Here is a 5164-nt window from a genome sequence, read left to right on the forward strand (position 1 = left end):
GCGCCTGATCGCGATGCCCGGCTACGAACCGCTGCCGGTGCGCGCGCCGGTCGCCCCGCCGACCCCGTCGCCGGCCCGCGAGACCGCCGCGCTGGTCACCCAGGATCCGGTGTCGCGCCGCACCATGGCCTATACCTGGCGCTATCTGCGCCGGCCGGTCAAGGATGGTCCCTGCGACCGCCTCGACCTGACGGCCACGGTGGAGCGGGCCGCCCGTCAGGGCTATTACGACCGCCCGGTCCTGACGCGCCGCGGCACCGATCACGGGCATCTGGTGCTGCTGGTGGATCAGGGCGGCTCCATGGTCCCCTTTCATCGGCTCACCCGCGACCTGGTGCAGACCGCCGTCGCGGCCGGGCTCGGGCAGGTCGATCTCGGCTATTTTCAGAACGTTCCGCCGCCGCTGGTCTACGCGGACCCGCACCGCACCCGGCCGCTGGAGCTCGCGCGGCTGCTTGCCGACTGCACCCCGCGCTCCAGTGTGCTGCTGGTGAGCGACGCCGGCGCCGCCCGCGGGGGCCGCGTGCAGCAGCGCTTTCAGGACACCGCGCGCGTCCTGGTCGAACTCAAACGGCTGACCGGTGCGCTCGCCTGGCTCAACCCGGTGCCCGCCGAACGCTGGCCGGGGACCACCGCGCAGTTGATCGCGCTGCTGGTGCCCATGTTCCCCATGACCGCGGACGGTTTCGGCAACGCCGTCGATACCCTGCGCGGGCTGGGCGGCCGGGCCGGGCGATGACCGCGGCGCCCGCTGACCTGGCGGCGGCGCGCATCGCGCGCTTTGCGCAACGTTTCGGCGAGCCCCATCGGCGGCTCGCCTGGTTCGCCGCCCTGCCGCTGATCTTGACCCCCGAGCTGGTCAATTATCTGCGCGTGCACTTTTTGTCGGACTGCGGCGGCGCCCCCTGGATCAGCGAGGCGGACCTGCTGCTGTCCGATCTGTGCCGGCCGATCGGCTATGAACAGTTCGCCATTGATCAGGACGTGCGCGCCGTGCTGATCGCCGAACTGGCGGCGGTGCCGGACGGCGTGCAGCGGATGCGCGAGGCGGCCCGTCTGCTGCTGCGCTATTGCCGGCACCTGGGCCGCGGCGGCGCCGGGCTCAGCCCCGCCGAACTTCAGGCCGAGGAGTGGTCGGCCATGGCCTACCTGGAAGAGCACCGCGGCACCGCGGCGCGCGCGATCACCGCCGCCCTCGGCCAGGCCTGGACCGCCGCCGCCCCGGGCGCGGGCACCGGCGGCTGCCCCGCGGCCGAACTGGCCCGCCTGGTGCGCCTCACCGAGGCGCTGCGGGCGAACCTCGCGGCCCATCGCGAATTGCTGGACTACGCGGCCGAGGTCGCGCGCCTGCTGCGCGACCCGGCCGCGTTGACGGAGCGCTTGACCGCGGCGGGTGCGCCGGGGGCGGTGCGCCGTGTCGAAGGGGTGCTGGTGCCGGATCTGTCCGGTGAGGGTGCTCTGCTCGACCGTCCCGCGCCGTCGGACGTTGTGGAGGAGTCCCCCACGGCGCCCACGCCGTTTCGTGACCCGATCGCGGACAGCACGGACCCCGGCCCCGCTATGGTTTGGCTCCCCGGCGGCACCTTCCGCATGGGCAGTCCGGAGGGCGTCGGCAACGACAACGAACGCCCGGCCCATCCGGTCCGGCTCAGTCACTACGCGGTCGGCCAATATCCGGTCACGGTCGGTGAGTTCCGGCGCTTCGTTGAGTCCAGCGGGTACCGCACCGAGGCCGAGACGGGCGGGGGTGCCTATGTTTGGGATGACAACAAATACCTTGAGAAGAAGGATGCCAGTTGGCGCAACCCCTATTTCAAACAGACGGATGACCACCCGGTGGTCTGCATCAGTTGGAACGATGCAAGGGCGTATTGCGACTGGCTCGGCGAGGCTACGGGCCAGCGCTACGGGCTGCCGACCGAGGCCCAATGGGAGTATGCCTGCCGCGCCGGCAGTGAGGGGCTCTACTGCTTCGGTGACGACGCGCTGCAACTCGGCGCCTATGCCTGGTACGGCCGTAAGTCCAGCGACGGCACCCGCCCGGTTGGCGGCAAGCGCGCCAATGCTTGGGGCCTGCATGACCTGCACGGCAACTGCTGGGAGTGGTGTGCCGATTGGTATGCCGACTATGACAAGGCGAACCCCGTTGGGTCCGCCGTGAGCGCGGGGTCCGCTGTGCGCGTAGGGTCCGCTGTGCGGACCGGCGACCTTGCAGATCGCGCGGTAGCCGGGTTTATGATCAAGGCCCTGTGTCTGGAGATTAGAGACTATCAATCGTTAGATTTTATATTTTCAGTTTAAGCATATTTTGTTCCGGATATCCTCTAAGTACGCCGGAACGGCGCCGGGGCGCAGATGACATATGAGGTAGGGCATAGGGCATAGGGCATTACAAGCATGGTCGATACATTGGAACTGATTTACGGAGCAACCTTGTCGCATGACGTGGACGGCATTGTTGTGACCTTTCGCGACTTGGATAACGTCTTTAGTTGGGGTGAAACCGAAGAGGAAGCGATCTTTAACGCTCGGGAGGCATTGGATGGCGTTCTAAATGCCATGGCAGCTCACGATCAGGAAGTCACCCTTCCCTCGAAAATGCAGACAGGGGAAATCGGTATTGCGGTTAGTCCTGAGGTTGCTGCGCCAGTTATGCTTCATACCCTGCGTATGCAACAGCAGAAATCATTAGTGCAGGTAGCAAATACGCTTGGCAAGTCCTACCAAGCGTATCAACGCATGGAGAAGACGGGCTCTAACCTGACCTTGAAGTCGCTGAAACTAGCCGCCGCGGCACTTGGAGCCACAGTGGAGATCCGATTCAAGACAAGCTAGGTGATTTCCGGAACACCGGATACCACACCCACCACCGACTCGGATGTAGGTGCGACTTCAGTCGCACCGATTCGGACGCAGGTGCGACTGAAGTCGCACCTACATTGGCCGGTATCCAAATTGTCGGAAATCGCCTTAGCTACCGGAAATGAAGATGTCTCAGTCGCAACATTTTCAGCGGAGCGAAACCCATCATCGACGCTCAGGTCGACCAGATCCGCGGCAGACAAGCCGGTCGGCCGAGCAGCCGGGGCCGCAGCAAACCCCACAACGTGGTGAAGAGCCGCTGCACGGGCTCGCTGCCCTGGGCCAGGGCACGAACGACGAGCAGGTCGCCGACCAGGGTCGCGCCCCACCGGGTCTCCGCCACACCCGCGTGGGTACGCACCGCGGCCAGGTCTCCGGCGGCGGCACCGGTCGCCAACAAGGTGCCGGTGATCGGGTAGCCGCGCAGACCCGTGGGGCCGTCGAGCCCTTGCCCATGGTCCAACCACAACCGCTCCAGGAGTAGCGGCACGCCGTCGCGCCGCACGTCGAGACGCAGGTCGGCCTGCCCGACGGCGAAGCGCTCGGCCACCACGGGCCGCCCCAGACACTGGATTTCCCAGCCCAGAAAACGGGCGCCCGCGGCCAACTCGACCGCCGTGTGCAGCCGCAGGTTGGCACCGGAAAACAGGATGTTCTCCTGCGGGAACCACTCCAGCACCCCGCCCGCGGCCACCACCAACCGCTGAGTCTGCTCCGCCCGCGGGCCAGCGCTGCGGTAAAACTTGGCCGCCCCCGGGGTGGTGATGAGCGCATGGGCGCCCTCCCCCACCTGCACCGCGACCTCCAGCCGGTCCCCACCCACCACGCCGCCGGGCGAATGCAACAGATAGCAATGGCAGGAACCGCCCTCCGGATAGAAGGGACGCTGGACCGTAAGCGGGCCAAATTGGTGCTTCCGGGCGAGCACGGTCCGATCGGCCCGCGCGGCAAACCCGAGTTCAAGTCGGGCTCGCCAGCCGCGAGGCTCAACGCGGGCGTCAGCCCTGCCTGGATCGGGGTGGTTGGTCAAGGGGTCCGGAACTCCTCAGGCGGTTTGAACGCTCACCGCATCCTAACGCACTGCGGAGGTTCGGTACGCGATGCGTACCCTACACCGAGAGTCAGCGCAGCGGCTACCACATCGGTTTTGGTCGCACCCGTGAGCTCCGGCGCCCGCGGCGAATTCGGCTAAACTGCCAAGGTCAAGCCGTCACGACAAGCGACCCGAGGATGGAAACGACCTCGCCGGCTGGCGCAAGGAGCGCGTGCCCGAACGGCCCAGCGGCGTCATGACCCTGGCTCGGGACTGGGTCCGCGAGGTTCTCTCATCGGGCCATGAGCGCAAGGACAGGGTCCATCACCTGCGGCCGCTTCAACGCGCCGCCCTTCCCTACTACTGGATCCTGTCGCCGGAGGATCGCGTCATGCACCCTTTGACACAACTTCATGCCGACATCAATGCGCGTGTGCGGGCCATTCTTGAGGCGCATCCCGGCTGGCTGTGCGGCAAGGGCTGCGGCGGTTGTTGTCGGGCGCTCGCCGAGGTACCGCAACTCACGGCAGACGAATGGGGCCTGCTGCGCGAGGGTCTGGCCCTGTTCGCGCCGGACCAGTTGCGGAACATTCAGCGGGACATCGCGGCCTTGGCCGAACAGCAAGCACGGCCCCTGGTCTGCCCGCTCCTGGACCAGCAGTCCAGCACCTGCCTGGTCTACGCACAGCGTCCAACGGCCTGCCGCACCTACGGCTTCTATGTCCAGCGCGAACTGGGGCTCTATTGTCACGACCTCGAAACGCGCGTCGCAAGCGGCTCTCTGGCGGACGTCGTCTGGGGCAACCAGGATGCCATCGATCACCGACTCGCCGCCCTGGGCGAGACCCGGCCGCTGACCGAATGGTTCGCGGCCGAGCGACTGTCAAGCGACACCAGAGACTGATATAGCCTTCCAACCTGATATCCGGACAGACCCTTGGTGTAGGGGCGGGTTTTAAACCCGCCCCTACGTCCGGTTACCACGTCCGGCGACTATATTCCGCCCTTCGAGTCGGTCGCTATCGACCTGGGGTATCTCTTCGGCGAGACGGCCTTGTCCTCGACTTTGGCCATTTTTGCCTGAGGCCGGGCGCTGTGCACGGGTGGGCTGGACCAGGGCCGGCGGCTCCTGCGGAGGTGGCGGCAGCGGGAGACCGGCGGTATCGTCTGAAGTCGACCAACACACCAGCCGTCACCGCCGATGCTCCCACTACCGCCCGCGATTGTAACGATTCTGCTGCCCTTTGCCCCCCTGTTTACGGCGCCGAC

At 66.7% G+C, this 5164-nt stretch carries 5 protein-coding genes; 4 read left to right on the forward strand and 1 reads right to left on the reverse strand.

The window, feature by feature from the left end:
* The 3 genes from QZY03_RS13705 to QZY03_RS13715 all read left to right on the forward strand — a co-directional run.
* Window positions 1–739: hypothetical protein (locus QZY03_RS13705; RefSeq protein ID WP_295581912.1), on the forward strand; the 739-nt coding region annotated here is incomplete at its 5' end.
* Window positions 736–2301: a formylglycine-generating enzyme family protein gene (locus QZY03_RS13710; protein ID WP_295581914.1), complete on the forward strand. Its 1566-nt coding sequence runs from the start codon at window positions 736–738 to the stop codon at window positions 2299–2301. The genes QZY03_RS13705 and QZY03_RS13710, both read left to right, overlap by 4 nt.
* 96 nt (window positions 2302–2397) lie before the next feature.
* The gene (locus QZY03_RS13715; protein WP_295581917.1) at window positions 2398–2835 is read left to right on the forward strand and encodes a type II toxin-antitoxin system HicB family antitoxin; all 438 of its coding nucleotides are present in this window, start codon (window positions 2398–2400) and stop codon (window positions 2833–2835) included.
* Between the two features lie 202 nt (window positions 2836–3037).
* On the opposite strand, the gene QZY03_RS13720 is transcribed toward QZY03_RS13715, so the two are convergent.
* Window positions 3038–3892, reverse strand: coding sequence for an urease accessory protein UreD (locus tag QZY03_RS13720; protein WP_295581919.1), 855 nt, complete (start codon window positions 3890–3892; stop codon window positions 3038–3040).
* Between the two features lie 235 nt (window positions 3893–4127).
* On the opposite strand from QZY03_RS13720, the gene QZY03_RS13725 reads away from it, so the two are divergent.
* Window positions 4128–4799, forward strand: a complete 672-nt coding sequence (locus QZY03_RS13725) for a YkgJ family cysteine cluster protein (RefSeq protein WP_295581920.1) — start codon at window positions 4128–4130, stop codon at window positions 4797–4799.
* The last annotated feature ends 365 nt before the right edge of the window (window positions 4800–5164 follow it).

The organism is uncultured Lamprocystis sp. (assembly GCF_903933125.1).
Taxonomy (GTDB): Bacteria; Pseudomonadota; Gammaproteobacteria; order Chromatiales; family Chromatiaceae; genus Thiodictyon.

Bases quoted from the DNA above. Each gene is read 5' to 3' on its own strand.
- QZY03_RS13710 (WP_295581914.1), top strand. From the start codon at position 736: ATGACCGCGGCGCCCGCTGACCTGGCGGCGGCGCGCATCGCGCGCTTT.
- QZY03_RS13715 (WP_295581917.1), top strand. From the start codon at position 2,398: ATGGTCGATACATTGGAACTGATTTACGGAGCAACCTTGTCGCATGAC.